Genomic DNA, 23,889 nt, shown 5'->3' with positions numbered 1-23,889 from the left:
TTAACTCCTTGACTCCTTGACTTCTTCTTATGAGATAATTTGTTATATGAGAATAGCAGTATTAGCTTTACAAGGCGCTTTTGCTGAGCACAGACAGAAGTTGGCTCAGTTGGGCGTGGATAGTTTTGAGGTTCGCCAGTTGAAGGATTGGAACCAGCCTAAGGATGGCTTGATTATTCCGGGCGGTGAGAGTACCACCCAGGCGAAACTCTTGAATGAATTGGGTTTGATGGAGCCTGTGAAGGAGGCGATTGCTGCCGGCTTGCCAGTTTATGGTACCTGTGCCGGTTTGATTCTTCTTGCCAAGAAGATTGAGGGCGAGCCTAGTCAGCGCATTGCTTCGATGGACATCACGGCTTTGAGAAATGCCTACGGTCGCCAGTTGGGCAGTTTCTACATCGAGGCTCCGATGAAGGGCATCGAGGGAAATATCCCAATGACTTTCATCCGTGCTCCTTATATTAAAGAGGTGTGGGGAGATGCTGAGGTTCTGGCGGAGGTAGATGGCAAGATTGTGGCTGCCCGCCAGGGTAACCAGCTCGTTACCGCCTTCCATCCGGAATTGAACAAAAGTCTTGAAATTCATAAGTATTTTCTGGGGATGTGCAGCAAGTAGGCTTCATCCTATATTGGAACTTACTTCGTTGACCGATGGAATAGGCTTCATGGGCACATGAAGCTACATAGCAAAGTATCTTAGGATACATTGCCAAGTATCTTAAGATACATGAGCAAGTATCCTAAGATACTTTTTTGTTCTTCTTTATATCCTTGAAATCAATTTTTCAGGGTGCATTCAAATTTCTTATAACAACTCCGGAAGCTGGAAGAGCTTCACGCTGTTACTGCCCTTGATGAGGATGTAATGGTCGTGAGGCTGGTTCGCCTTGAGCGCTTCCTTCACTTCCTCTACATTCTGGAACTTGCGGTAGCTGCATGGAATATCCTTGAACTCATCGCCTACCAGCCATACATTCTCCAGACCGGCTGCCTGCAACTGGTCTACTACCTTCTGGTGCTCCTCGTGGCTCACTTCGCCGAGTTCGCCCATCTGCCCGAGAATCGCCATCTTGTGAGGTACATCCATCACGCGGAAGTTCTCGATGGCGGCAGCCATACTTGATGGGTTGGCATTGTAGGCATCTACCACCAGCTTATTGTGTGCCGTCTCTTCCAGCTGCGAACGGTTGTTGCTTGGGATGTAGTTCTCCAGAGCATGATCTATCTGCTGAGGCTTCACGTCGAAATGAAGACCGATGGTGATGGCGGCAAGCATGTTGTCGATATTGTAGGAGCCGATGAGATGAGTCTGAACCTCATGCCAGTCGAAACTCTCGGTGCGCCAGCGGAACTTCAGGAATGGAGCGCAGGAGATGACTTCTCCCCATACATCGCAGTTTTCGTCCTTGCCGTAGGTGATGAGGCGGTTGATGTTGCGCTGCTCAGCCATCTGCATCAGATGCTCGTTATCTGCATTGATGAAGACGAGGGCATCGTTGGCTGCGAGGTAATCATAGAGCTCTCCCTTGGTCTTCTTCACGCCTTCGAAGCTTCCGAATCCCTGCAGATGGGCACGGCCCACATTGGTAATCATACCGCAGGTTGGTTCCACGTATTCCACGAGCTTCCGGATGTCATCAGGATGGGAAGCACCCATTTCTACAACGGCAATCTCGTTTTCCGGAGAGAGACGGAAGAGGGTCTTTGGTACGCCTACATCATTATTGAAGTTACCTTGGGTGAACATCACGTTGAACTTCTCGCCGAGAACGGCAGAGACGAGTTCCTTGGTAGTGGTCTTGCCGTTGGTGCCGGTGATTCCTACTACTGGAATATCGAAGTGGCGGCGATGTTCACGGGCTAGTTCCTTGAAGGTGGTGAGGCAGTCCTCTACGAGGATGTAGCGCTCGTCGCCCTCCTTGGCATACTCTTTTTCATCTACAATCACATAGGCACAGCCTTTCTCCAAAGCCATGTCGGCAAACTTGTTGCCATCAAACGATGCGCCCTTCAAAGCCAGGAAGATACTGTCCTCTGGGCAGTCGCGGCTATCAGTGGTAATCACTGGGTGCGCTTGGTAAATCTGATAGAGTTCTGAAATATCCATAGTCTATAACTGTTATTTTGAGTGCAAAAGTAATCTAAATTGTGGACATAACAAACAATTTTCCCAAAAAATGATGGTAATCTCGAATATTCTTTCTATTTTTGCAGAAATATTCGATGAATCTTTAGAAAGTGAGGGCGGAATGGGTATCAGAGATGAAAGAGAAAAAGTGAAAGTGAGGAAAGAAAAGCTTGGTGGCTATTTCTTCAGTTTATCCCAGTTGACTTTTACGGGGACTGGGGTTGGAGGTTTCTTGCCGTTGCTGAAAGGTGAAGCTACGGTCGGTGATGTCTCTGTGTTAATTTTTGGTGTTTTGGCTACAGCTGTTTTTGCAGGTATAGCTAATAAAATTTTAAAATATTGATTATATGAGTTATTTAGCATTATTTTTTCTGATTTGCTGTATCGTCGGTGGAAGTTTTTTAGCTTGGTTATATACAAAACCAGGCGAGAAATGGTTGAAAGATTTGTAAAATATTAAGTTATGGAAGTTTACAATGGACTATTGTTTTTCTTTGTGGTTGGAACAATCATAAGTGGATGCTTTCTTGCCTGGACTTACACAAAGCCAGGGAAAAAGTGGCTTAAAGAATTGTAGTATTATGAGCTATTTGGCATTGTTCTTTTTAGTTTGCTCAATTTTTGGCCTAAGTTTTATCGCCTGGACTTACACCAAACCAGGCGAAAAATGGCTTAAAGAGTTATAATCCGATGGAATATACGATCAATATTAAGGGGCGCTTGATGAATTTGAGTACCCCTCAGGTGATGGGCATCCTGAACGTTACGCCCGACAGTTTCTACTCTGGCAGTAGAAAACAGACAGAAATGGAGATAGCTCAGAGAGCTAATCAGATTATAGAAGAAGGTGGAAGCATCATTGATGTGGGCGCTTTCTCCACGCGTCCCGGTGCCGATGAAGTATCGGAAGAGGAGGAGGGAAGACGACTGAAGTTCGCTCTCGACATCGTTCGCAGGGAGCAACCGGATGCTGCCGTCTCCGTAGATACCTATCGCCCAACCTTGGCACGCAAGTGTATCGAGGAGTGGGGAGCTGACATCATCAACGATGTATCAGAAGGTGGAATCACAGGCATCGCCAATGTGCCGCTGGAGCAGAGACAGGAGGAATATCCTGAAATGTTCCGGGTGGTGGGCGAACTGAAAGTACCTTATATATTAATGTCGGTGCAGCCTACGCTCGAAACGATGATGAAGGGCTTTGCCAGAGAGGTGCAGCAGTTGCGCGACCTGGGAGCCAAGGACATCATCCTCGACCCAGGCTTCGGCTTCGGCAAGAATCTCATCCAGAATTATCAGATCTATAACGAGATGGAGAAGTTGAACGTGATGGAACTTCCGGTTCTGGTAGGCATCTCCCGCAAGAGTATGATATACAAGCTGCTGGGTGGAGATGCTACGACATCGCTCAATGGAACTTCCGTTCTCGACACCATCGCCCTGATGAAGGGCGCCAGCATCCTCAGAGTTCACGATGTGAAGGAAGCAGCTGAGGCAATCAAGATTGTAGAAGCAATGAAGGAGGGACGCACATGATAGAATTTGGAATTAAAGACGTCATCGATATCCTGTTGGTAGCCTCTCTGCTATTCTACGTCTATCGCCTGATGAAGGAATCCCGCTCACTCAACATCTTCGTGGGCATCATGCTCTTCGTTCTTATCTGGCTCTTTGTGAGTCAGATACTGGAAATGCGCCTGCTGGGTTCTATCCTGGATAAACTGGTGAGCGTGGGAGTCATCGCTCTCATCGTCATTTTTCAGGAGGATATCCGTAGATTCCTTTATGAGATAGGTTCCCAGAAAGGTATGCGCCGGCTGGTTCGCTTCTTCCACTCCAGCAAGGAGAGCCAGAAGGAGGCTAACAAGGCGACTATCATCCCTATCGTAATGGCGTGCATGAGTATGGCGAAGAAATACGTGGGGGCGCTCATCGTCATCGAACGGGGTGTACCTTTGAAAGATATCATGGATACGGGCGAAGAGATAGATGCAAAAATCAATCAGCGTCTGATAGAGAACATCTTCTTCAAGAACTCGCCTCTGCATGATGGTGCCATGGTGGTAAGCAACAAGCGAATCATGGCTGCCGGTTGTATCTTACCGGTGAGCCATAATCTCGATATCCCGAAGGAACTGGGACTCCGTCACCGTGCAGCCTTGGGTATCTCGCAGAGCAGTGATGCCATCGCCGTCATCGTTTCGGAAGAGACGGGACGAATCAGCGTTGCCATCAAGGGAGAGTTCAAACTCCGACTCTCGGCAGAGGAACTGGAAAGCATCCTCACCCAGGAAATGCTATAAGTTAAGTGAAGAGTGAAGAACGAAGAGTGAAGAATTCATGTGCTTTCGTTCTTCTCTTTTCACTCTTAAATTCTTCCTTTTTCACTCTTCGTTCTTCACTTTTCTTGGAACGTAAACCTTTACGATGATTATTATCTACCATTTTAGCTTTTTTTACACATTTTAGTAGGTATTATTTCAAAATAAATATGTACTTTTGCAAAGTCGATGTGGCAAAAAGCTAAAATCTATGCGAAGAGGCTTTACACTTTGACAAACTTACTTTGGAGACAACAAAAATATATAAAACAATAAAGTAAAATGGATTTATTACAGCAAATCGTAGCTCGCGCTAAAGCTGACAAGCAGCGCATCGTGCTCCCTGAAGCAGAAGAGGAGCGTACATTGAAAGCAGCCGATAAAGTTTTGGCTGATGATCTCGCAGACATCATCCTCATCGGTAACCCTGCCAACATTAAGAATCTCGCTGCACAGTGGGGTCTTAACAACATCGACAAGGCTACTATCGTTGATCCACAAAACAACCCTAAGACTGAGGAGTATGCAGAGAAGCTCGCAGAACTTCGCAAGAAGAAGGGCATGACCGTAGAACAGGCTCGTGAACTCGTTACAAAGAACAACCTCTACCTCGGTTGTATGATTATCAAAACTGAGGGTGCAGACGGTCAGATTTCTGGTGCTTTGAGCACAACTGGCGACACACTTCGTCCAGCTCTTCAGATTATCAAGTGTACTCCAGGTATCACTTGCGTAAGTGGTGCTATGTTGCTCATCTCAGACCAGAAGCAGTATGGTCAGGATGGCGTAGTGGTAATGGGTGACGTTGCTGTAACTCCAAACCCTACAGCTGATCAGCTTGCTCAGATTGCTTACACAACAGCTCAGACTGCTCACTCTGTAGCAGGTGTCGCAGAGCCTATTGTAGCCATGTTGAGCTTCTCTACAAAGGGTAGCGCTAAGGATGCTATCAACAAGGAGACTGGCAAGAGCGTTTATATTATTGACAAGGTAAAGGATGCCGTAGCTATTGCTAAGGAGAAGTTCCCAGAGCTTCATCTCGATGGTGAACTTCAGGCAGATGCAGCCCTCGTTCCTGAGGTTGCTGCCAAGAAGGCTCCAGGTTCTGACGTAGCTGGTAAGGCTAACGTTTTGGTAGTTCCTAACCTCGAGGTTGGTAACATCGGCTACAAGCTCGTTCAGCGTTTGGGTGGTGCCATCGCTATCGGTCCTATCCTCCAGGGTATTGCCCGTCCTGTAAACGACCTCTCTCGTGGTTGCTCTGTTGATGACATCTACTACATGGTAGCCATCACAGCTTGCCAGGCACAGGATGCTAAGAAGGCGTAATTGAGACTAACTTTATTCAATCAATAACATTACAAAAAGTAACATTATGAAAATATTGGTTCTGAACTGCGGTAGTTCATCTATCAAGTACAAGTTATATAATATGGACGATGAGTCTGTATTGGCACAGGGTGGTGTAGAGCGTATCGGTCTTGATAACGCTTTCATCAAGGTGAAATTGCCTAACGGCGAGAAGAAGCAGATCATGCACGACATGCCTGACCATAAGGAAGGTGTGAACTTCGTGTTCAAGTGCTTGCTCGACCCGGAAATCGGCGCTATCAAGGATTTGAAAGAAATAGATGCTGTAGGACACCGTGTCGTACAGGGTGGTGACAAGTTCAACGAGAGTGTTATCGTTGACAAGAGCGTAGAGGATGGTATCGAGGAACTTTGCGACCTCGCTCCTGTTCACAACGCAGGTCACCTGAAGGGTATCCGTGCCGTTGACTCTTTGATGCCTGGCACTCCTCAGGTTTGCGTATTCGACAACGCGTTCCACAGCACAATGCCAGACTACGCTTACCTCTATGCTATTCCTTACGAGTTGTACGAGAAGTATCACGTACGCCGTTATGGCTTCCACGGAACATCTCACCGCTATGTTTCTAAGCGTGTTTGCGAGATTCTCGGTCTCGACCAGAACAACTCTAAGATCATCACTTGCCACATCGGTAACGGTGGCTCTGTAGCTGCAGTATTGAACGGTAAGGTATTGGATACCTCAATGGGCTTGACTCCATTGGCTGGTTTGATGATGGGTTCACGTTGTGGTGACATCGATGCTTCTGCCGTTACCTACTTGATGGAGAAGTTGAACATGAAGCCACAGGAGATGGCTGACTTCCTGAACAAGAAGAGTGGTGTGCTCGGTATTACAGGTATTTCTTCTGATATGCGCGACATCGAGAACGCTGCCAACGAGGGTAACGAGAAGGCTCAGCTGGCTCTCCGTATGTACGAGTATCGCATCAAGAAGTACATTGGTGCTTACACAGCAGCTATGGGTGGCGTTGACGCAATCGTATTTACTGCTGGTGTTGGTGAGAACCAGACCGACCTCCGCGAGGAAGCTTGCAAGAACCTGGAGTATCTTGGCATCAAGATCAACAAGGAAGTGAATGACAAGGTTCGTGGTGAGGAAGCTATCATCTCTACTGACGACAGTAAGGTGAAGGTTGTAGTAGTTCCTACCGACGAGGAGATCGTTATCGCTCGCGATACAATGGAGTTGGTTGCTAAGAAGTAAATCCAGCACAAAGATATAATATAATAAGGTGAAGACTAAAACAAATGTGATAGGTCTTCACCTTTTTAATTTTTTGAGATTTTTGAGAATGATGAAAACAAAGATTGTAACTTTCGGAGAAATATTGCTTAGAATTTCTAAGCCCGGTTATCAACGTTTATTCCAGGGGCATCGTATGTTTGGCAACTATGGTGGCAGTGAGGCAAATGCAGCTATTTCTTTGGCTTATTTGGGTGATAATGTCGAGTATGTTACCCGTGTGCCATACGGTGAGATGGGTGAGGCAGCATTGATGCACCTCAGGGAGTATGGTCTGAATGTTTCTCATGTGGTGCATGGTGGCGACCGTCTCGGAACTTATTATTTCGAGGAAGCTGTGGCGATGCGCAATTCTCGTGTGGTCTATGACCGCAAGAATTCTTCTTTTTATACCTTGAAGCGGGGTATGGTGAAATGGAATCAGGTGTTGGCGGATGCTGCCGTGTTCCATTGTTCGGGCATCACCTGTGCTATCAGTCGTGATGCAATGGAATCTACGATGGATGCCATCAAGCTGGCTGTAGCCGATGGCCTGACCATTGCCTGCGACATCAACTATCGCAAGAATCTCTGGGGATATGGTCTGGAGCCTCATGATGTGCTATTCCAGATGATGCAGTATAGCGACATCATCTTCGGTGACCAGAACGAGTGGGAAATAGCCAGTGGTGTGCCTCATATTCCTTTTGAGGCTTTGGATGCAGACTATGAGATTGACAAGGAGGCTTATCAGGAGTATTTCCGCAAGATGCACCATCTCTTCCCTAAGTGCAAGAAGATGGTGATGGCAGTAAGAAATCAGATTGCCAGCAGTCATCATACCTTGAGCGGCTTGCTCTATGATGCTGTGGAAGATCAGCTCTATACTACAAGAATCTATGATATTGAGCCGATTGTTGACCCGATGGGTGTAGGTGATGCCTTTATTGCTGCCTATATTCACGCACATCAGAAGTGGGGCGACAAGAACCAGTATTGCCTGGATTTCTCGCTGTCGGCTAGTGCCATCAAGAATACGATTCCGGGCGATCAGAACCTGGTAAGTGAAGAGGAAATCATCTCGAACATGACTTCTTCGGGAGGAAGAATCCAGCGTTAAGAATAAGTAATAAGAGTACTTGCCAATAATAAAGGGCAACCTGTTTGGGCTGCCCTTTATTATTATCGTTTGTTTTGTTCTTGTTTTTTGCTTTTACGGTTGGCTTTCGCCTTCCACATATTCTTCCATAAACATGTGTTCGCCATCAAACACGGCATAGGTGAACTGCCATATCCAGTCACCCAGAATCATCAGGCGGGTCTTCTTGCTCAGCATCAGGTCCAGTTCGATGTGGCGATGACCGAACATGAAGTAATCTACATCCTTATGGCTTTGCATATACTGTTTGGCAAAGCGTACCAGAAATTCCTTCTTTTCGCCCATATAAGGCTCTTCCTTGCCATCGGCACGCTTCAGTCGGCTGTGCTTCGCCCAGTTCAATCCCAGCGCCAGTCCCCAGCGAGGATGGATGGCATTCAGAAGGCGCTGGCAGGTGTGGTTGTGGAACATTGCTTTTAGAAGCTTGAACTTCTTGTCTGGGTCGCCCAATCCGTCGCCATGGGCAAGGAAAAATACCTTGTCGTAAATCTCAACGGTCTGTGGCTTATAGTGCACAATCATGCCGCACTCTTCTTCCAGATAGCCATAAGTCCATAAGTCGTGGTTACCGGTGAAGAAATGTACTTCCACTCCCATATCGGTCAACTCTGAGATTTTTCCCAGGAAACGGGTGTATCCTTTTGGAACTACATTCTTGTATTCGTTCCAGAAATCAAACATGTCGCCCAGCAGATAGATGGCAGCGGCCTTGTTCTTGATACTGTCAAGGAAGCGGACGAGACGGCGCTCCTGCATGCGGGCATGCGGAATGGCTAATGAGCCAAGATGCGCATCTGAGAGGAAATATACATTTTTCATAAGCGGTTCTTTTTAAGTGAAGAGTGAAGGATGAAGAGTGAAGAATTCAACGGCTTTGTCTTTATTCAAAGCCGAGTTCTACGCGGGCTTCTTCGCTCATCATGCTCTGGTCCCAAGCTGGTTCGAAAACGAGGTTTACATTGGCTGATTTCACGCCTTCCACGCTATCTACCTTGCTGCGTACATCCTCCAGGATAAAGTCGGCAGCAGGGCAGGATGGGGCTGTAAAGGTCATGTCCAGCTCTACAGTGGCATCGTCCTTTACGTCAATCTTGTAAATCATACCGAGGTCCCAGATGTTTACGGGAATCTCTGGGTCGTAAACGGTTTTGAGAACATCAACGATTCTTTCTTCTATCTTTGTCTTTTCTTCTTGTGTCATAATTTTATATTGTTTTCTGCAAAGGTAACAATAATTATAGACAATGCAAAACAAATGGTGATTTATTTTTCTTGTTTGTGCACAAAGACATGAAAAATTCTTGAATTTATGATGAATATGGAACTTTGGCTTTTACAACTTTCCTTTGTCGTGATAGGAATAAAAGGCGCCATCGGTGATGATGACATGGTCCATAAAGAAGAGACGCATGATTTCGCACGCCTTCTTTATCTGTAGGGTGAGCTGGTCGTCAGCCTTGCTGGGTAATGGACTGTGACTAGGATGATTGTGACAGAAGGCGATGATGGTGGCATTGTTGAGTACGGCTTCCTTGATGAGCAATCGGATGTCTACGGCAGTTTCGGTGATGCCGCCATGAGAGATACAGGTTGCTTTGATGAGTTTGAAGTTCTGGTTCATCATCAATACCCATGCTTCTTCGGTATCAAGATCCTGCATCTTGGGAAGCATGTAGTTGTAGATGGCAAGGGAAGAACCCAAATCCGGGCGACTTCCTATTTTGTCAAGGGCACGACGCTTCCCTAGCTCACAGGCTGCAAGGATGGTGATAGCCTTGGCGGGTCCCATTCCTTTGTAGTGGGTGAGTTCCTTGATGGTCATCTTGCCGAGAGTATTGAGATTGTTGTCGCAGTCTTTCATGATGTGTTTCATCAGATCTACTGCACTCTCGTCTCTTGAGCCGGAACCTATTAATATGGCTAGCAGTTCGGCATTGGATAGTGCTGATGCTCCTAGTCGCTCCAGTTTTTCACGAGGTTTGTCTTCCTCTGCCCATTGCGAAATAGAAAGCTTCTCACTCATAGTGTAATCTATTTATAGAAAGTCTTGTTGTATGCGCTGAATTCGCTCTGTCCGAGCAGGCATCTCTTCCACCAGGCAGAAAGGAATCCGCAGCCGTAACCCATCAGTTGGGTGAAGGCGGCACGGATGCTCAACAAGCCAATCTTCACGCTGTGATTCTCCCTGCTGCTGTCAATGAACAGCGCAATGATATAGAGAATGATGCCCAGCAGACCGATGCAGCCCAATGCAGCCAGTGCATTGCCCAGGGTAGGGAATACGTGGACGGTGCCCAACGTATACGGCAGAAATCCGAAGAAGAGCAGCAGGAGAGTACCTATCACGCCCACGGTGAAGACCATCGGCAGGAGATGTACGAGCTTGAGACTCTCTGGATACTTCTTGTAAAGGTTGATGCGGGCGATACCGCTGTTGTAAACCTGTCGCCAGAATTTGCGGAAGTCGGTGCGGCGCTTATGCCATACCCATGCTTCAGGGAACAGACGGCAACGGTAGCCTGCCTTGAAGATACGGATAGAGAAATCGATGTCCTCACCAAAACGCATGTTAGAAAAGCCATTCAACTTGAGATAAACATCCCTGCGGATGCCCATGTTGAATGAACGAGGGTAGAACTTATCCATCTTCTTCTTTCCGCCACGGATACCACCGGTGGTAAAGAAAGAAGTCATGGTATAAGAAATGGCTTTCTGAGTATCTGTAAATGATGAGTGCGCCTTGTCGGGACCGCCGAAAGCATCGGCAGGTTCGCGGCTCAACTCATCACTTACAGCCTTCAGATAACCCTCTGGCAAGACCACGTCGCTGTCGAGTATCAGGAGATACTCGCCCTTGGCACGCTCGGCACCATAGTTGCGACTCTGGCCCGGACCAGAGTTCTCCTTATAGTAATAATGTATATCCATCAGGTTTTCGTACCGGTTGCACACATCCTCGCAAGGAGTCTGTGAGCCATCCTCTACGATGACTACCTCGAAGTCCTTCTCCGTTTGATGGGTTAGACTTTCCAAGAGTTCGTCCACTTCGTCCGGACGATTGAAAACAGGTACTATGATGGAATATTTCATTCTTCTTACTATTAAGGGTTAAGTTTGCTCGATGAGAGCGTAATCTTTTGAATCAGAAACAGATTACTCGCTTACACGACCGAGGTAGCTACCGTCACGAGTGTCAACCTGGATAGTCTCGCCCTCGTTAACGAACAAAGGAACACGAACCTCAGCACCAGTCTCGAGAGTAGCTGGCTTGGTAGCGTTGGTAGCAGTGTTACCCTTTACACCTGGCTCAGAGTGAGTAATCTTCAAAGTTGTCTTTACAGGCATTTCTGCCAAGAGGATAGTACCATCAGTTGTATCAGTAACCACCTCAACAACGTCACCCTCCTTCATGTACTGACCGCCAGTAACGTTCTCCTTAGCGATAGGCACCTGCTCGAAAGTCTCCTGGTTCATGAAGATACAGCCAGTAGCATCCTCGTAGAGGTACTGGTAAGGACGGCGCTCAACGCGAACATCCTCCAACTTGAAACCTACCTGGAATGTACGCTCCAATACACGACCATCGGCAACATTCTTCAATTTAGTGTTCATTACGGTGTTACCTTTACCTGGCTTTCTGTGCTGAAAGTCGATGCAAACCCATACTTTGCCATCCATGCGGATGCAAGTACCAATCTTAATTTCCTGTGAATTAATCATTTCTTGTTTATCTTGAATGTTATTATAATAATCTCAAAATCGGGTGCAAAGTTACGGCAAAAACATGAAAAAACAAAGGGAAAATCGAAAAAAACATAAATATTTAAGCTAAATTTGGTAGTTTTCTTGGTTATTTCAGAAAATATGCGTAATTTTGCAGCCCAAAAAGGGCGTATTTTGCTCTTTTGTGAAGAATATTAATTAAAAAATAAATAAGAAAAATGAAAAGAACATTTCAGCCTCACAATCGTCGTCGCGTGAACAAGCATGGTTTCCGCGAGCGTATGGCAACAAAGAATGGTCGTCGCGTATTGGCTTCTCGCCGTGCTCATGGCCGTAAGAAGTTAACTGTATCTGACGAGCACCACGGAAAGTAATTTCCTGTAGGAAAATTCGTCGGACGACGATGACATTAAAAGCAGCAAAGAGAGATTCTTTGCTGCTTTTTGTTTTTTTATGCACTTGTGATGCGCAAAAACTTTGTGTTTTATTTTGTATTGTCTTCGATTATTCCTATCTTTGCACCCAAAAAGTAAGAATGACTTTATCTGAGTTTATAAATAAGTTTAAGAGTAAGTATCTTTGGGGCAATCTCATAGCCATGTTCCTGGTCTTTGTTTTGCTCTGTGTCGGTGTCAAGTTTGGCATCGATATCTATACCCATCACGGTGAAGCCATCAGGGTACCTGATATCAGATACAAGAAAATTGAGGATGCTACCCGCATCCTGGATGATGCCGGATTGCAGATTGTGGTTACGGATACGGGATATGTACGTTCCCTGCCTGCTGACTGCATCCTGGAGCAGACGCCTATATTCGGAGAATTGGTAAAGTCGGGGCATGTCATCTATGTGACCATCAATTCCGATCATTCTCCACGCATCACCGTTCCTGATATCATCGACAACTGCTCCCTGCGTGAAGCAATGGCAAAGCTGACGGCTATGGGATTCAAGCTGGGCTCGCCTGAATATATTCCGGGTGAAGAGGATTGGGTATACGGTATCCTCGTGAAAGGAAGGCATGTGGTGGCTGGCGACAAGGTGTCTATTGATGATACCTTGATTATCCAGGTGGGTAACGGCCGACGCGATGCTTCCGATTCTTTTGATATCGTTGATCCTATCTCGCATAGTGAAAAGGATGTCATTGAAGGGGAGGGTACCGGAGAAACCGAGACGGATAATTTCGAGGTGGTTCCTGGTACTGAACCTGTTGAACCGACACACGAACAGCAGCAGAATGAGGTTGTGGAGTAGGAGTAGTGAGAATGAATAATTAATAATGAATAATTGATAATTAAGAGTGGAAATTCTGAATTATATATATAATAAGGTATATGCTCCTGTAGAGGAAGACTTCGGTTTTGATGATGCGGGAGATGTCGATGAACTGGATGGCGAACTCCAGATGGAGGAAGGTGGAGCTGTGCCGGCTGGCGAAGGAGGCGATGATCTCTATGAGCACTGGAAGGTGCAGGTGGACGCCAATCAGGATCCTGTCCGCATCGACAAGTATCTGGCTGACAAGATGGCTTACCAGAGCCGCAACCGCATTCAGCAGGCTGCCGATGCTGGTTTTATCCATGTAAACGGCAAACCGGTGAAGAGTAATTACAAGGTGCGTCCGAACGACATCGTTACGCTGATGCTCGACCGTCCCCGTCATGAGACCAGTATCAAGCCGGAGGAAATCGACATCAATGTGGTATATGAAGACGACCAGTTGATGGTGGTGAACAAAGAGGCAGGAATGGTGGTTCATCCGGGAGCCGGCAACTTCCATGGTACCTTGATTCAGGCAGTAGCCTGGCATCTGAGAGATATGCCGGAGTTTGATGCCAACGACCCGGAAGTGGGATTGGTGCATCGCATTGACAAGGATACCAGCGGATTGCTCGTTGTTGCCAAGACACCTACTGCCAAGACGGCATTGGGCAAGCAGTTCTTCAACAAGACTACCCATCGCAGCTACAACGCCCTGGTATGGGGAAACATCGTAGAAGATGAGGGACGCATCGAGGGTAATATCGGACGTGACCCGAAGAACCGTCTCCGCATGAAGGTCTTCGACCCGGATAGCGGTATCGGCAAGAGTGCGGTTACTCATTATATGGTGTTGGAGCGTTTCGGCTATACCACCTTGGTGCAGTGCATCCTGGAAACGGGTCGTACCCATCAGATCCGTGCCCACATGAAGCAGATAGGTCATCCACTCTTTATGGACGAGACTTATGGAGGTGCTGAGATTCTGAGAGGTCAGCGCAGCAGCGGTTACAAGGCATTCATCCAGAATTGCTTCAAACTCTGTCCACGTCAGGCACTCCATGCCAAGACCCTCGGTTTTGTTCATCCTACAACAAAGGCGCAGATGGACTTTGACAGTGAGTGGCCGGAAGATTTTAGACAATTAATAGAAAAGTGGCGCGGCTTCATCGCTGGCACCACAAAAGATACATTCAAAAATATTTAGTAATTATGGAAAATAGCAAGAGAACGATAGCCATCGTATGCGGTGGTGATTCTTCTGAGCACGACGTTTCATTGCGCTCAGGTCAGGGGTTGTACTCATTCTTCGACAAAGAGCGATACAATATTTACCTGGTCGATGTAAAGGGTACCGACTGGCACGTGGCTTTCGATAATGGCGAGACTGCCGAAATCGATAAGAACGACTTTTCTTTCGTAAAGGATGGCAAGCATGTATACTTCGATTATGCTTATATTACCATCCACGGACAGCCTGGTGAGAATGGTGTGATGCAGGGATACTTCGACCTTATCCACCTGCCATACTCTACAAGTGGTGTGCTGGTAGAGGCAATGACCTTCGACAAGTATGTGCTCAACAACTACCTGCGTGGTTTTGGCGTGAACGTGGCTGACAGTATCTTGCTCCGTCGTGGTGAACAGTATGATGAGGACGAGATTGCCGAGCGCATCGGTATGCCTTGCTTCGTAAAACCAGCTGCTGACGGCAGTAGCTTCGGTGTGAGCAAGGTGAAGAATGCCGACCAGTTGGCTCCAGCCCTCCGTGTGGCATTCATGGAGAGCAACGAGGTAATGATTGAAGGCTTCCTCGATGGTACCGAGATTTCCCAGGGTATTTACAAGACAGCAGAGAAGACCGTTGTCTTGCCAGCTACCGAGGTGGTAACCAGCAATGAGTTCTTCGATTACGATGCTAAGTATAACGGTCAGGTACAGGAAATCACTCCAGCCCGTCTCTCTCCTGAGACTGCTGAAGAGGTGGCAAAGACCACATCCCGCATCTACGATATCCTCCATGCCAACGGTATCATCCGTATCGACTACATCATCTCTAAGGATAAGGACGGTAAGGACAAGGTGAATATGCTGGAGATCAATACCACTCCAGGAATGACCGTTACCAGTTTCATTCCTCAGCAGGTCCGCGCTGCAGGCCTTGACATCAAGGATGTGCTCAGCGACATTGTGGAGAATCAGTTCTAATAATTGGGGAATTTATAGAAGTTAAGGGAATTTATAGAAGTTAAGGGACAATAGTTGTGAAACCTATTGGTTTGGGAAAAAGCATTTGTCCCTTAACTTCCCAAACGACCATAGGGAGTGATAACTTCTCTTTACTTCTGTAACTTCCCATAAAACCATAAAGTTATGAAGATCCCTCAAGAATTTGATACCATTCGACCTTGGGAACCGGAAGACCTTCCTGAGGTGTTCGACCGTTTGCTTTCAAACGATCAGTTCAAGCAAGTACTTGCTTATCTCTATCCACAAGTTCCTTTCGAGATGATTGCCCAGAAGTTGAAGGCCTGCAAGACCAATCTGGAGTTCCAGAAAGCTTTCGCCTACGATTTTGTTCATGGCATCCTGAAGAAGGCAGCAACGGGTTGTGAGATGGATTGCGCTGCCATCGATAATACCCGCAACTATTCCTTCATCAGCAACCACCGCGACATCGTGCTCGATTCAGCCATCCTCGATGTAATGCTTATCGACAATGGCTTCAAGACCACCTGCGAGATAGCCATCGGAGATAATCTCCTGTCTCTTCCTTGGGTCAAGGACCTGGTACGTGTCAACAAGGCTTTTATCGTGGAACGTGCCTTGAGCATGCGCCAGATGCTGATGTCGAGCAAGCGTCTTTCCGACTATATGCACTTCGCCATCAAGGAGAAGAACGAGAATATCTGGATTGCCCAGCGAGAGGGTAGAGCCAAGGATAGCGACGACCGCACACAGAAGAGCATCCTGCAGATGATGGCGATGGGCGGAGAAGGCAGCGTTATCGACCGCCTGAAGCAGCTTCATCTCGTTCCGCTGTCTATCAGCTATGAGTATGATCCTTGCGATTTTCTCAAAGCTCAGGAGTATCAGCTCAAGCGTGATGTGGAAGGCTGGAAGAAGGGACCTATGGATGATCTCGTTAGCATGCAGACCGGTATCTTCGGTTATAAGGGACATGTACATTATCATGCAGCCCCATGCCTAGACGAATATCTTGATTCCCTCGACCCGGAGATGCCGAAGCAGGAACTCTTCACTACCATCGCTTCGCATATCGACCATGAGGTTCATAGCAACTATCGCCTCTATCCAGGCAATTATGTGGCACTTGATCTTTTGGAGAATACCGAGGCACATGTAGCGGAATATACTGCAGAAGACAAGGCACGATTCGAGAAATATATCGCAGGACAGTTAGCAAAGATTCAGCTTCCAAACAAGGATGAAGCCTTCTTGAAAGAGAAGATTTTAACGATGTATGCCAACCCGGTTCGCAATTTTCTTGCTACAAAGTAACGAGAAGAATCAAATAGGGTGATACTTTTTTGCTCTTTATGCGAAAATGTACCACAAAAACTGCTAAAATGTTAAGTGTACGATAAACACTGAAGGTTAACAAACCTTTCGTGTTTATCGTTATTTCTTAAAAAAAATATCCTTAGTAACGAAAAATACATAAATTAAGCAAAATAGTATCAGCTTTTTTCAAAAAAGAGTTGTACTTTTGCAGCCGTGATACTATTGCAACTGTTACCACTGAATGATATCTACTTACAATGTGTCACAAACAAAGAGCTAAAATAACAAAACTAACAAATAAAAATATTTTGACCTATGAACATGAATTCAACTTGAAAGTTAAAAATCGTTTCCCTGCAGCTGGTAGTTGTAAGGAAGCATAGAGAGTGGCTATTTACTAGTCAATCACAAAGATTTAATTCTATTAAACCTAGAAAGTACAATAAGATATGAATCTAAACTTAAGAAAATCAGTGCTGCTTGTTGGAGCGTTGGCATCCTTAGGCTTGAGTTACACAACTGAAGCTTTGGCAACATCTCCTAATCAGACTGTAAATGCTGTACAGCAAGCTAAGAAAGTTACCGGTAATGTAAGTGACGCAGAAGGTCCTATCATCGGTGCAAGTGTAGTAGAAAAGGGCAATCCTAACAATGGTACAGTTACCGACTTGGATGGTAACTTTACATTGAATGTGAAGCCGGGCGCTACTATTGTAGTTACCTATATTGGTTATCAGAAGCAGGAAATCGCTGTTGGTAACCAGTCTAGTTTCAAAATCACAATGAAGACAGACGACAAGACTCTCGATGAAGTTGTTGTCGTAGGTTATGGTGTGCAGAAGAAGAAGCTCGTTACCGGTGCAACTGTACAGGTAAAGGGTGATGATATCTCTAAGCTTAATACTACTCAGGCGCTGGGTGCTTTGCAGAGCCAGACTCCTGGTGTAAATATTCAGGCATCATCAGGTCAGCCAGGTGATGGCTTTAAGGTTATGATCCGTGGTGCAGGTACCAATGGAAATACCGCTCCTCTTTATGTAATTGATGGCGTTTCTGGTGGTGATATCAACAACTTGAATCCTGCTGATATTGAATCTATTGACGTATTGAAGGATGCTGCATCTTGTGCCATCTACGGTTCTGCTGCTGCCAATGGTGTTATCTTGGTAACTACTAAGCAGGGTAAGCAGGGTAAAATACAGGTTTCTTATGATGGTAATGTAGGATGGTCAAACGTATATCGTTTGCCACAGATGTTGACTGCCAAGCAGTATATGCAGGTAATGGATTTGGCTCGTTACAATAGTGGTGAACAGCCACGCGATTGGTCTCAGTATTTTAAGGGATACGAGGACTTGTATCAGTCATATCTTGATGGTTCTAATTCCGGAACAGATTGGATAGAGGCTATCCGCAATAAGAATGCGGTTACTACTAGTCATTCTTTGAATGTAACTGGTGGTAGTGAACGTAGTAAGTTCTCTATTGGTGCCGGTTATCAGTATCAGGACGGTGTTTTTGGTGGTCAGTATGCTAAGTCTGATTATCGCCGTTTCACTTTCCGTATCAATTCAGAGCATGTAGTTTATCGCAACAGTAAGGGACTTGACGTTATTAAGGTAGGTGAAAATGTATATTATAGCCACAAGCAGAATCAAGGTATCCAGATAGGTAATCAGTATAGCAATGCCATCTCTAACATGTTGCGTGCTAATCCATTGATTCCTATCTATAACAAGGAGGGTGGTTTCTTCGGTTACAATGACTTGAAGAGCACAGGTATGTTCAATTATACTTCTTATGCAAGTAACCCTATTGCTGCTCTTACTTATAGCCAGAGTGCAAACAACAAGAGCATGAACTTTGGATTGAACGTTGTTGGTTATATCGAGATTCAGCCTATCAAGGGATTGACCTATCGTGGACAGATTAACTATAGTCATAACTCAAATTCTTGGCGTTGCTATCTTCCTGTGTACAAGTTGAATGACCAGGGAGATCAGCGTACATCAGACCAGGCTACCAATAATGTAGGCCTCGGTTGGGGTTGGGGTACAACCAATACCTTGAATTACAAGTTTGATATCAACAAGAAGCATGACTTCGATATCCTCTTGGGTACAGAGTATGGTGAGAGCCGTCCTGATTTTGGCTATAGCCTGAATGCTACAGCTTCCAGCTCTATCTTCGGCGATTTGTCTCATGCATACATGACATTGATGAAGAACAACAAGGCTGCTACAGTTACAGGTTTGCCATATACCGATTCACGTGGTATGTCTTACTTCGGTCGTTTGAACTACAATTACGATGAGAAGTATATGTTCACAGCTATTATGCGTGCTGATGGTTCTTCAATGTTTGCTCCAGGTAAGCGTTGGGGATATTTCCCTTCATTCTCTGGTGGTTGGGTTGTTTCCAACGAAAAGTTTATGGAGCCTTTGGCTAAGTGGTTCGACTTCTTGAAGATTCGTGCTGGTTGGGGTCAGAATGGTAACAAGAATATTTCTGCATTCCAGTATGAGGCTGCGTTTGCTTATAACGAGTATAGCAATTATTCTTTCGGCAATACAAAGGATGATCCAGTTCGTGGTGCTGCTCTTACCCGTTTGGCTAACGATGAACTTACATGGGAAACATCTGAACAGCTTGACCTTGGTTTCGATGCCCGTTTCTTGAATAGCCGCTTAGGTTTGACTTTTGACTGGTATCGCAAGACTACCAAGGACCTTCTGTTGAATGTTCCTGTTTCTCCTACTACTGGTTTCAGCACTCAGATGAAGAATGCCGGTACCGTTCGCAATACCGGTGTTGAGGTTGCCTTGACTTGGAACGACAAGATAGGAAAGGACTTCAAATATAATGTGGGTTACAATATTGCATACAATAAGAATGAAGTAACCAAGGTAAATAGCTCACAGAAGTACAACTCTGGTGGTTCTGATTTGCTTGCTCAGGGTACTGGTTATATGGCTCGTTTCGAGGAAGGACATCCTATCGGCTACTTCTGGGGTTACAAGACAGCTGGTCCTATCCAGAATGAGCAGGAACTGAAGGAATATATCAGCACATTGAAGGATCAGGATCCTGCAAACTCTCATCAGGGTTCTGGTTTGAAGGTTGGTGATTTGCGCTTTGTAGACACAAATGGTGACGGTATTGTCAATGATGCTGATAAGACCGACTTGGGTAATCCTAACCCAGATGTAACAATGGGTATCACTTTGGGTGCTTCATATAAGGGCTTCGATATCAACGTTACTGGTTATGCTGCATTGGGTCAGCAGGTGGCTCGCTCTTACCGTAAGTTTACTGATGGTGAGTATGAGAACTATACTACAGAGGTATATAGTTATTGGAATGGCGAGGGTACATCTTATAAGTATCCACAGTTGGCAGCCATGAACCGTGGTGTGAACTGGCAGTCTATTTCTGACATTTATATTGAGGATGCTGGTTACTTCCGTTTGCAGAACCTGACAGTCGGTTACGACTTCAAGAACATCTGGAAGAATTGTCCATTCCAGCAGCTTCGTCTCTATTTTGCAGCTCAGAACCTTTTCACAATCACAGATTACAAGGGTATGGATCCTGAAAATGGTATGGCACTCAACGGCTCAGAACCTTGGGTTACTGGTGTTGATGTTGGTAACTATCCTCAACCACGTACCTTCATGGTTGGTGTAAATGTTAAGTTCTAATCTTATTAAATGAATAGCAATGAAAAAGATATTTATATTTGCAGTAGCCCTTGCAACCTTAGGATTGACCTCTTGCGATATCGACGACGTAAAGAATGTCGGCGAGATGTCAACAAGTGAGTTCCCTAAGACTGATGCAGATGCTGAGGCTATCTTAGCTGGTGTTTACCAGAACTTGAATACGATCAATGCGAATCCGCAGATGTCATTCTTATATAATGCTGCTCTAGCAAGTGATGACCAACTTGGTGGCGGTGGTACCAACGATAAGTTGATGCAGGCAGAAGATTTGCTTTGTAACTATAACGCTGATATGACGAATCAGTTCTATGCTGATCGTTATGCCGGTATTGCTCGTGCCAATAATACAATTAAGTATTTGGGGCTTTCCAGCAATATGTCTGAAGACACCAAGAATCAGGCAATTGGTGAGGCCAAGGCTCTTCGCGCCTATTACTATTATGAGTTGGCTTCTATGTATGGTAATGTGCCTTTGGTAACAGACCCGGATGCTGATTCTTCTTCTCAGGGGGATGTCAAGGTACTTTGGGGACAGATTTTACAGGATCTCTATGAGGCTTATACTGCTATGCCTGATGTAAAGAAGGACAATGGCCGTTTGGATAAATATACCGTAGCTGCAATGCTGGGACGTGTATGGTTGTTCTATACTGGCTTCTATTGCAATGGTACAACGACCGCTGATTTGGTAAGTACCAATTACTCTCCTTTGACATCAGTAGAATTGCCTAATGGTACAACTCTAACAAAGGAGGATGTTGTGAAGGCTATTGATGATTGTGTGAACAATTCTGGATACGAACTGGTTCCTGATTTCCGCAATCTCTGGGCTTACTCTAACAGCAAGGTAGCTAAGGATTATCCATATGCAAAGGACAATAACCTGAAGTGGGTAGAGAATGACAATGCTGTAAATCCAGAGACTATGTTCGCTATCAAGTTCAATAAGTTCGCTTCTTGGAGTACTACCATTGGTTATGCTAATGGTTATGCTCTTCATTTTGGTGTTCGTGGTGGTCAGGATTATTCTAACACATTCCCATTCGGTCAAGGTTGGGGTGCTGGTCCTGTAGCTCCTAACTTGGTGAAGGATTGGAAGAATGCAGACTCTGAAAACAAGGATGTTCGTCTGAAGGCTACAGTCTGTGATGTTAATGACAAGGCTGAAATGCCTAATTATACCCGTGGTGGATGGGCTGACTTCGTTCAGGAGACTGATTACTATTCTAAGAAGTGGGCTCCTATCTGTGCAAAGAATGATGGTTCTTTTGTTGTCAAGAATGATGATGGTACAACTTCAACTCCTGCTTATGTTGCATGTTTCGAGACCTTGATGTACCCAGGCAATTGGGATACATCTGGTGAGAACAACTTCCAGTTGAGTAATATTCACGATTTGGTTTTGATTCGTTTTGCCGATGTGCTTTTGATGCAGAGTGAGTTGAAGGAAGATGTTACTGGTATGAATAAGGTACATGAGCGTGCTACTGGTGTTGCTAACTATTATTCTTCTTACTCTTTGAAGGATTTGCAGAACGAGCGTCGTTGGGAGTTTGCCTGTGAGGGTATCCGTTGGAATGATATCCGTCGTTGGCATATTGCTCAGGTGGCTTTGGCTAAGCAGGAAAATCAGGATGTTTACTATTGTGGTAATCCTGGAAAGAACACAGCTCATAATGGTGGTTATGCAGCTCGTTATAATGCTACTGCTGGTTTCCAGAAAATGCCTGAAACTCAGGTGGCTTTGGGTACGGTTAAGCAGAATGACGGTTGGACTGCTGCTGATGCAGAGTACACTGGTTGGTAATCAACAATGTCGAATCTTAAAAATGAATTACAATGAAAAAATCAATATTATTCATGGTAATGGCAGCTGGTTTGCTTACTGCTTGTGATCCTTCTAAGGATGATGTGAGCGTATCAGTCAGTAGCCTAACCTCACAACAATTGCAGGATGGTTTCTCTTTCACCCAGTATGGTGATGAGGAATGTACTACTGAAGCACAGGATGGTAATTACTTCACCTTCTTTACTTCTCCTTCAAGAGTGGTTTCTATCTATCAGGTAGATGCTGAAGGCACAAAGAACATTCTTGTTTCTGGAGTTGCTAATGGTAAGTTTAAGATTGTTCCTAAGCGCGGTAATCCTACAGAACAGAAATTTTATATTGAGACTTTGAACTTCGATGGTTCTACGGTCACAGCTGAAAAAACAGCTAACGTATATGTTCCTTCAGAGTTGACTCCTGAGATGCGCTTGCTTGCAAGTGATGCTTATGGAAAGAAAATCTGGAAATGGGATACTGAATTCCGTTCAGATGGTGGTGCTTGGGGTAACTTAGGTTATGCTCCAGGTGATGGTGACTCTTTCTGCAATGATGGCAATGGTATCTGGTGGGGATGTCCTCCTGCAGATTTGACAGGTCAGTTGCAACATTCTGATACGGGTGTCGCTACTGGTGAGGAAGATCCTAATGCTTATATGGAATTCTATGATGATGGTAATATTATCACCTATGATGGTGGTGGAAACCAAATTCGAAAGGGTAAGTATTCCGTAGAAGGTTGGACTGGTCAGAGAGATAAGGCTTCTATTGATGGAAGTCAATCAAATTGGTCTTATGGTACATTGAAGACTACAGAAGGTGCAATCCTCTTCCCTTTCAAGATTAATGGTGGTGGCGAGAAACCTACCAATTTTGAAATCATGCAGTTGGATGCCAATCACTTGAAGTTGATTTATGCAGCTCCTGGCGCTGCAGCCTGGGGTGAAGCCACATGGTGGGCATTCAAGAGTGGCTCTGATGCGGAGTCTGCTTTGAATGGCTTTGATACAAAGGCTTGGACTTGGGATACTGATTGGCGCGCAGATAAGGGTGCTTGGGGTAATTTAGGTTATGCTCCTGGCGATGGTGCCTCTTTCTGCAATGATGGCAATGGTATCTGGTGGGGATGTCCTCCTGCAGATTTGACAGGTCAGTTGCAACATTCTGATACGGGTGTCGCTACTGGTGAGGAAGATCCTAACGCTTATATGACATTCGATTGGAAAACAGCGACTGTTACATCTTTCGATGGCTCAGGCAAGCAGATTCGCCAAGGCAAGTATGAGATTCAGAATTGGGGTATGGGTGAGCGTACCATAGCTTCTGTTGATGGCTCTCAGACTAAGTGGGCATTGGGTAATCTCCATACAGATGCTGGTTCTATCCTCTTCCCATTCAAGATTAATGGTGGTGGCGAAACGCCAACCGATTTTGAAATTATGCAGTTGGATGCTAATCACTTGAAGTTGATTTATGCAGCTCCTGGCACAGCTGGCTGGGGTGAAGCAACCTGGTGGGCATTCAAGGCTAAGAAATAGAACATGAAATAATCGTTGTGATTATAATATAAATAAGGTTAGGCCTCGGCTGTAGTGATACAGTCGGGGCTTTTTCGTGCTTCTCTCT

General features: G+C 45.5%; 21 protein-coding genes. 15 read left to right on the top strand and 6 right to left on the bottom strand.

What is annotated here, in order from left to right:
• Positions 1-46: 46 nt before the first annotated feature.
• Entirely contained in the window at positions 47-616 is a 570-nt protein-coding gene (pdxT, locus tag ACQRBJ_RS01685) for a pyridoxal 5'-phosphate synthase glutaminase subunit PdxT (protein WP_445302702.1), read from the top strand.
• Positions 617-805: 189 nt separating this feature from the next.
• Here pdxT and ACQRBJ_RS01680 read toward each other — a convergent pair whose 3' ends face one another.
• Entirely contained in the window at positions 806-2,107 is a 1,302-nt protein-coding gene (locus tag ACQRBJ_RS01680) for a UDP-N-acetylmuramoyl-tripeptide--D-alanyl-D-alanine ligase (protein ID WP_445302701.1), read from the bottom strand.
• Positions 2,108-2,180: 73 nt separating this feature from the next.
• Between ACQRBJ_RS01680 and ACQRBJ_RS01675 the strand changes: the two genes are divergently transcribed.
• From ACQRBJ_RS01675 to ACQRBJ_RS01650, 6 genes are all read left to right on the top strand, one after another.
• A complete protein-coding gene (locus ACQRBJ_RS01675; protein ID WP_445302700.1) occupies positions 2,181-2,471 on the top strand; it encodes a hypothetical protein in 291 nt (96 codons plus the stop codon).
• Between the two features lie 347 nt (positions 2,472-2,818).
• Positions 2,819-3,664 (top strand): dihydropteroate synthase, encoded by an 846-nt coding sequence (gene folP, locus ACQRBJ_RS01670; RefSeq protein WP_441932576.1) that lies wholly within the window; start codon positions 2,819-2,821, stop codon positions 3,662-3,664.
• Positions 3,661-4,431, top strand: a complete 771-nt coding sequence (gene cdaA / locus ACQRBJ_RS01665) for a diadenylate cyclase CdaA (RefSeq protein ID WP_294969323.1) — start codon at positions 3,661-3,663, stop codon at positions 4,429-4,431. The genes folP and cdaA overlap by 4 nt, the downstream gene beginning before the upstream one ends.
• 300 nt (positions 4,432-4,731) lie before the next feature.
• Positions 4,732-5,778, top strand: coding sequence for a phosphate acetyltransferase (pta, locus tag ACQRBJ_RS01660; RefSeq protein ID WP_294969320.1), 1,047 nt, complete (start codon positions 4,732-4,734; stop codon positions 5,776-5,778).
• Between the two features lie 46 nt (positions 5,779-5,824).
• Positions 5,825-7,027, top strand: a complete 1,203-nt coding sequence (locus ACQRBJ_RS01655) for an acetate kinase (RefSeq protein WP_294969318.1) — start codon at positions 5,825-5,827, stop codon at positions 7,025-7,027.
• Positions 7,028-7,118: 91 nt separating this feature from the next.
• Positions 7,119-8,165: a sugar kinase gene (locus ACQRBJ_RS01650; RefSeq protein WP_295345965.1), complete on the top strand. Its 1,047-nt coding sequence runs from the start codon at positions 7,119-7,121 to the stop codon at positions 8,163-8,165.
• 93 nt (positions 8,166-8,258) lie between these two features.
• Here ACQRBJ_RS01650 and ACQRBJ_RS01645 read toward each other — a convergent pair whose 3' ends face one another.
• From ACQRBJ_RS01645 to efp, 5 genes are all read right to left on the bottom strand, one after another.
• Positions 8,259-9,023 (bottom strand): UDP-2,3-diacylglucosamine diphosphatase, encoded by a 765-nt coding sequence (locus tag ACQRBJ_RS01645; RefSeq protein WP_294699038.1) that lies wholly within the window; start codon positions 9,021-9,023, stop codon positions 8,259-8,261.
• A 61-nt stretch (positions 9,024-9,084) separates the two neighbouring features.
• Complete coding sequence (locus tag ACQRBJ_RS01640) at positions 9,085-9,405, bottom strand: metal-sulfur cluster assembly factor (RefSeq protein WP_153122355.1); 321 nt, start codon at positions 9,403-9,405, stop codon at positions 9,085-9,087.
• Between the two features lie 132 nt (positions 9,406-9,537).
• Positions 9,538-10,227, bottom strand: a complete 690-nt coding sequence (radC, locus tag ACQRBJ_RS01635) for a RadC family protein (protein ID WP_294969314.1) — start codon at positions 10,225-10,227, stop codon at positions 9,538-9,540.
• 8 nt (positions 10,228-10,235) lie between these two features.
• Positions 10,236-11,294, bottom strand: a complete 1,059-nt coding sequence (locus tag ACQRBJ_RS01630) for a glycosyltransferase (RefSeq protein ID WP_445302699.1) — start codon at positions 11,292-11,294, stop codon at positions 10,236-10,238.
• Positions 11,295-11,357: 63 nt separating this feature from the next.
• Entirely contained in the window at positions 11,358-11,924 is a 567-nt protein-coding gene (gene efp, locus ACQRBJ_RS01625) for an elongation factor P (protein WP_294969307.1), read from the bottom strand.
• 221 nt (positions 11,925-12,145) lie between these two features.
• On the opposite strand from efp, the gene rpmH reads away from it, so the two are divergent.
• The 8 genes from rpmH (at position 12,146) to ACQRBJ_RS01585 (ending at position 23,801) form a co-directional block, all read left to right on the top strand.
• Positions 12,146-12,301, top strand: a complete 156-nt coding sequence (gene rpmH, locus ACQRBJ_RS01620) for a 50S ribosomal protein L34 (protein ID WP_004351099.1) — start codon at positions 12,146-12,148, stop codon at positions 12,299-12,301.
• 161 nt (positions 12,302-12,462) lie between these two features.
• Positions 12,463-13,185, top strand: a complete 723-nt coding sequence (locus tag ACQRBJ_RS01615; RefSeq protein ID WP_295345941.1) for a PASTA domain-containing protein — start codon at positions 12,463-12,465, stop codon at positions 13,183-13,185.
• Positions 13,186-13,336: 151 nt separating this feature from the next.
• Positions 13,337-14,398 carry an RluA family pseudouridine synthase gene (locus tag ACQRBJ_RS01610; protein WP_294969332.1) on the top strand — a complete coding sequence of 354 codons (1,062 nt, stop codon included), beginning with the start codon at positions 13,337-13,339 and terminating at the stop codon, positions 14,396-14,398.
• A 5-nt stretch (positions 14,399-14,403) separates the two neighbouring features.
• Positions 14,404-15,399, top strand: a complete 996-nt coding sequence (locus tag ACQRBJ_RS01605; RefSeq protein WP_264950905.1) for a D-alanine--D-alanine ligase — start codon at positions 14,404-14,406, stop codon at positions 15,397-15,399.
• Positions 15,400-15,564: 165 nt separating this feature from the next.
• Complete coding sequence (locus ACQRBJ_RS01600; protein WP_445302698.1) at positions 15,565-16,713, top strand: 1-acyl-sn-glycerol-3-phosphate acyltransferase; 1,149 nt, start codon at positions 15,565-15,567, stop codon at positions 16,711-16,713.
• A 452-nt stretch (positions 16,714-17,165) separates the two neighbouring features.
• Entirely contained in the window at positions 17,166-20,417 is a 3,252-nt protein-coding gene (locus ACQRBJ_RS01595; RefSeq protein ID WP_441932571.1) for a SusC/RagA family TonB-linked outer membrane protein, read from the top strand.
• Between the two features lie 19 nt (positions 20,418-20,436).
• Positions 20,437-22,245: a RagB/SusD family nutrient uptake outer membrane protein gene (locus ACQRBJ_RS01590; RefSeq protein ID WP_441932570.1), complete on the top strand. Its 1,809-nt coding sequence runs from the start codon at positions 20,437-20,439 to the stop codon at positions 22,243-22,245.
• Positions 22,246-22,277: 32 nt separating this feature from the next.
• Positions 22,278-23,801, top strand: a complete 1,524-nt coding sequence (locus tag ACQRBJ_RS01585) for a hypothetical protein (RefSeq protein ID WP_445302697.1) — start codon at positions 22,278-22,280, stop codon at positions 23,799-23,801.
• The last annotated feature ends 88 nt before the right edge of the window (positions 23,802-23,889 follow it).

The organism is Prevotella sp. SGI.167, assembly GCF_050313615.1.
Taxonomy (GTDB): domain Bacteria; phylum Bacteroidota; class Bacteroidia; order Bacteroidales; family Bacteroidaceae; genus Prevotella.
The sequence above is the reverse complement of the archived record's forward strand: the minus strand, read 5'-3'. Positions and strand labels throughout refer to the sequence as shown.

Coding starts and splice junctions, on each gene's coding strand:
- pdxT (WP_445302702.1), top strand. CDS start 47: ATGAGAATAGCAGTATTAGCTTTACAAGGCGCTTTTGCTGAGCACAGA.
- ACQRBJ_RS01680 (WP_445302701.1), bottom strand. CDS start 2,107: ATGGATATTTCAGAACTCTATCAGATTTACCAAGCGCACCCAGTGATT.
- ACQRBJ_RS01675 (WP_445302700.1), top strand. CDS start 2,181: ATGGTAATCTCGAATATTCTTTCTATTTTTGCAGAAATATTCGATGAA.
- folP (WP_441932576.1), top strand. CDS start 2,819: ATGGAATATACGATCAATATTAAGGGGCGCTTGATGAATTTGAGTACC.
- cdaA (WP_294969323.1), top strand. CDS start 3,661: ATGATAGAATTTGGAATTAAAGACGTCATCGATATCCTGTTGGTAGCC.
- pta (WP_294969320.1), top strand. CDS start 4,732: ATGGATTTATTACAGCAAATCGTAGCTCGCGCTAAAGCTGACAAGCAG.
- ACQRBJ_RS01655 (WP_294969318.1), top strand. CDS start 5,825: ATGAAAATATTGGTTCTGAACTGCGGTAGTTCATCTATCAAGTACAAG.
- ACQRBJ_RS01650 (WP_295345965.1), top strand. CDS start 7,119: ATGAAAACAAAGATTGTAACTTTCGGAGAAATATTGCTTAGAATTTCT.
- ACQRBJ_RS01645 (WP_294699038.1), bottom strand. CDS start 9,023: ATGAAAAATGTATATTTCCTCTCAGATGCGCATCTTGGCTCATTAGCC.
- ACQRBJ_RS01640 (WP_153122355.1), bottom strand. CDS start 9,405: ATGACACAAGAAGAAAAGACAAAGATAGAAGAAAGAATCGTTGATGTT.
- radC (WP_294969314.1), bottom strand. CDS start 10,227: ATGAGTGAGAAGCTTTCTATTTCGCAATGGGCAGAGGAAGACAAACCT.
- ACQRBJ_RS01630 (WP_445302699.1), bottom strand. CDS start 11,294: ATGAAATATTCCATCATAGTACCTGTTTTCAATCGTCCGGACGAAGTG.
- efp (WP_294969307.1), bottom strand. CDS start 11,924: ATGATTAATTCACAGGAAATTAAGATTGGTACTTGCATCCGCATGGAT.
- rpmH (WP_004351099.1), top strand. CDS start 12,146: ATGAAAAGAACATTTCAGCCTCACAATCGTCGTCGCGTGAACAAGCAT.
- ACQRBJ_RS01615 (WP_295345941.1), top strand. CDS start 12,463: ATGACTTTATCTGAGTTTATAAATAAGTTTAAGAGTAAGTATCTTTGG.
- ACQRBJ_RS01610 (WP_294969332.1), top strand. CDS start 13,337: ATGGAGGAAGGTGGAGCTGTGCCGGCTGGCGAAGGAGGCGATGATCTC.
- ACQRBJ_RS01605 (WP_264950905.1), top strand. CDS start 14,404: ATGGAAAATAGCAAGAGAACGATAGCCATCGTATGCGGTGGTGATTCT.
- ACQRBJ_RS01600 (WP_445302698.1), top strand. CDS start 15,565: ATGAAGATCCCTCAAGAATTTGATACCATTCGACCTTGGGAACCGGAA.
- ACQRBJ_RS01595 (WP_441932571.1), top strand. CDS start 17,166: ATGAATCTAAACTTAAGAAAATCAGTGCTGCTTGTTGGAGCGTTGGCA.
- ACQRBJ_RS01590 (WP_441932570.1), top strand. CDS start 20,437: ATGAAAAAGATATTTATATTTGCAGTAGCCCTTGCAACCTTAGGATTG.
- ACQRBJ_RS01585 (WP_445302697.1), top strand. CDS start 22,278: ATGAAAAAATCAATATTATTCATGGTAATGGCAGCTGGTTTGCTTACT.